2 protein-coding genes are annotated in these 2,984 nt (G+C 40.7%); both read left to right on the forward strand.

Features of this window, described 5'->3' with window-relative positions:
- Window positions 1-305: 305 nt before the first annotated feature.
- The gene (locus EKM98_RS11890; protein ID WP_068223112.1) at window positions 306-1,496 is read left to right on the forward strand and encodes a cobalamin-independent methionine synthase II family protein; all 1,191 of its coding nucleotides are present in this window, start codon (window positions 306-308) and stop codon (window positions 1,494-1,496) included.
- 201 nt (window positions 1,497-1,697) lie between these two features.
- A complete protein-coding gene (yedF, locus tag EKM98_RS11895) occupies window positions 1,698-2,291 on the forward strand; it encodes a sulfurtransferase-like selenium metabolism protein YedF (protein WP_068223113.1) in 594 nt (197 codons plus the stop codon).
- The last annotated feature ends 693 nt before the right edge of the window (window positions 2,292-2,984 follow it).

Genomic DNA, 2,984 nt, shown 5'->3' on the forward strand with positions numbered 1-2,984 from the left:
AAATTCAAAGGCACAAAAAATCCTGTTAATAGTTTACCATTTGTAAACTATCAACAGGAAAAAGTATAGAGCCAAATTAGTTAGGTTATTTTTTGCAGAAATTCCGTTAGTCAATGAATATACAGGGGATTAACGACATTTCAAATAATTAATTCTTCAAAACGCCTAAACAATTAATTAATAATAGTAACATTAGATTGCTTTAATGTTAATTGTGAATTAATTAGCTTAATGCTATTATGAAATCGGTTATAAAAGACTGGTCTTGGTAACTGAAACATGAATACATAGAATGGGGTGATTAGATGACGACGAAATTTCCACTGTTTCCGGTTTCAATGGTCGGTAGTTGGCCACGGAATCCAGAGGTGTTGGCGGCGATTAAGGCGATTGGCAAACCTGATTTTTCTCAGGCAAGTCTTGATGCTGTCGCTCGGCAACAGGAAATATCGGTTATCAAAATGGAGGAGCAACTTGGGTTAGATGTCATTAGTGATGGTGAGTTGAACCGGGATAACTACGCATCATACGTGGCGCAGCGGTTTGACGGCATTGAGTTAATGGATATGTTACGTTTTTCTGATGTTTTAGGCTCGGACTGTAGTTTTGCGGACGAGTTGATTAATCGGGCCGGCGTTAAGTTGAGTGCCATTAACAACGCTGTGTGCGTGGGCAAGCTTGGTTATGCGCAAGGATTGACGGTGGCAGACCTGCAATTTTTGAAACAACAAACGAAGCAGCCCGTCAAAATTGAGTTACCAGGTCCGTATTTACTGGCGCGTTCGATTTGGGTGCCTAACGCCAGTATGCCGGCCTATAAAAATCAAGAAGAAATGGCCGAAGATATTCTTAAGCTACTAACAAAAGAGGTTCAGCACCTGCAGGCAATTGGTGTGGATATCATTCAAATTGACGAACCTGTTTTAACTGAAATTGTGTTTAGTGCGGCGTCTAATTCTGAGCGCTCATTCATGTGTTCATCACTTTCCAAAAAACGGGATAAGGCAGATGAGTTGGCCTTTGCGACTGATCTAATCAAGCGCTTATTTGCTCAAATTGACCGTAGTAAATCGATTGCTGCTCTACATACTTGCCGCGGTAACTGGGGGACTGATGAAAATGCGATGCTATCTGGCTCATACGCGCCACTAGTCGACACGTTTAACGAAATTTCACCGGATCTTTTGTTCCTTGAGTTTTCTGTCAAACGAGCTGGCGACATTTCAGAATTGTACGACAACGGACTGAATAAAGCGTTCGCGTTAGGCATTGGGTCCACCAATCCCCGCAGTAGTGAAATTGAAAATCCTTATGACATCATGGCTCGAGTTGAAAAGGCGCTGCAATACTTACCGAAAGAAAAAATCTGGCTCAATCCAGATTGTGGCTTCGGAACGTTCTCCAACAGTGTTATCAGTAACGCAGAAGTCGCCGAACGAAAAATGCGCGCCATTGTGCGGGCGGCGAAGTTATTGCGGAAGAAGTATCAGGAGTAGTTGGAAGAGTGTCTGGGCCAATCCTCAGAATCTGCCTTTCCAAACACGTTTAGGCCAAACTAGCCAGGGGAAGACTAGTAGGATTCTGGCTTATATGTGCTCCTGATAAGCCCGCAACAATACCATTTCAACACATTTACAGAAAAAGTACCGCAATCAAACCAATTTCCAAAACATACATAAATAAAGGAGAAATCAATCATGCAAAAATTAGATGCTCGTGGCGTTCCCTGTCCTAAACCAATTATTATGACCAAATTGGCGTTAGAAGAGGATCCAGTGGTTAGCGTTACGGTGAACGAAGAGGCGCTTGAAGATCTCAAAAAATTGGCGGATAAATTGGAAGGAACTTACTCAGAAAAGAAGCTTAAGGAAGACGAATATGAGGTGAATATCGAAGTGAAGGATACAGTGGAAAAGGATCAACCAATTGAACAGGCACCTAATCAAAATGGTGGTGGCACCGTCATCATGATTGGTAAAAAGGTCATGGGTACGGGACCAGAAGAACTGGGTACGATTTTGATGAATGGGCTCATTTTTACAATTGATCAGACTGCGCCACTACCAAGCTCGATTATTTTCTATAATGACGGCATCTTTTTAACGACAAAGGAAAATGACGCTCTGGAGGATATTAAAAACCTCGCTGATGAAGGTGTCGAAATCCTATCTTGTGGAACTTGCCTGAATTACCATGATGTTGAGGCCGAACTGAAAGTTGGTGGAACCACTAATATGTACGAAATTTTCCAGAAATTAGGCAAGGCCAGCCAGGTAATTACGTTAGAATAAACGGATAAATGGCTCTGAATAAGCCTTACGTCATACTTGTAACTTTGCGGGTATGGCGTAAGGTTTCTTTTATTGGCATAATTTTTTCCAAGCAAAGAGGCTGGAACAAAAGGTCATAACCGCTCATTATTTCTGAACGTTACCCTAGAATGTGCGCCAAAAGTCTGGGTTCACATGCCTAACTACGACTAATCGAATAACTATAGTACGGTTATTTGATTAGTCTACGTTACGCAATAAACCCAAAAACGACTTTTGTCCCACTCCAAGCAAAAACCCCTCATCATAGACGAGGGGTTTCACTAGGAGTAACTGGGCTGTTACTACTTTTTAGGTAGAGAAATAATTATCTGCCTGTTGGGGGTGGATAACTATTGCAAATCCAATTATACGATAGGTGCCAGTAATTAGCAATCGTAAAAATGAAAAAATCTAATTTACTGATAAGCAACTAACTATTACAGAATTAATGTGGTTAAAATGTAGTTAACTCATCAGAGATTAGTGGAACTTTTTTTAAATTGGCAACAACGGTAATTGTAGTCAAATCTTTTACATTTTTAAAAAGCAACTTGGTTAGTTGTACGTTGGGTACAGCTTACTTTTTGTTAGAAGACTAAAGGTTGAAAGTATCAAAATGGACCGTAACCATTGATGCCAAACGGTTATGGCACATTATATTACTAATTTCCA

The sequence above is a fragment of the Loigolactobacillus iwatensis genome (assembly GCF_003950295.1).
GTDB lineage: Bacteria > Bacillota > Bacilli > Lactobacillales > Lactobacillaceae > Loigolactobacillus > Loigolactobacillus iwatensis.

Bases quoted from the DNA above. Each gene is read 5' to 3' on its own strand.
- EKM98_RS11890 (WP_068223112.1), top strand. From the start codon at position 306: ATGACGACGAAATTTCCACTGTTTCCGGTTTCAATGGTCGGTAGTTGG.
- yedF (WP_068223113.1), top strand. From the start codon at position 1,698: ATGCAAAAATTAGATGCTCGTGGCGTTCCCTGTCCTAAACCAATTATT.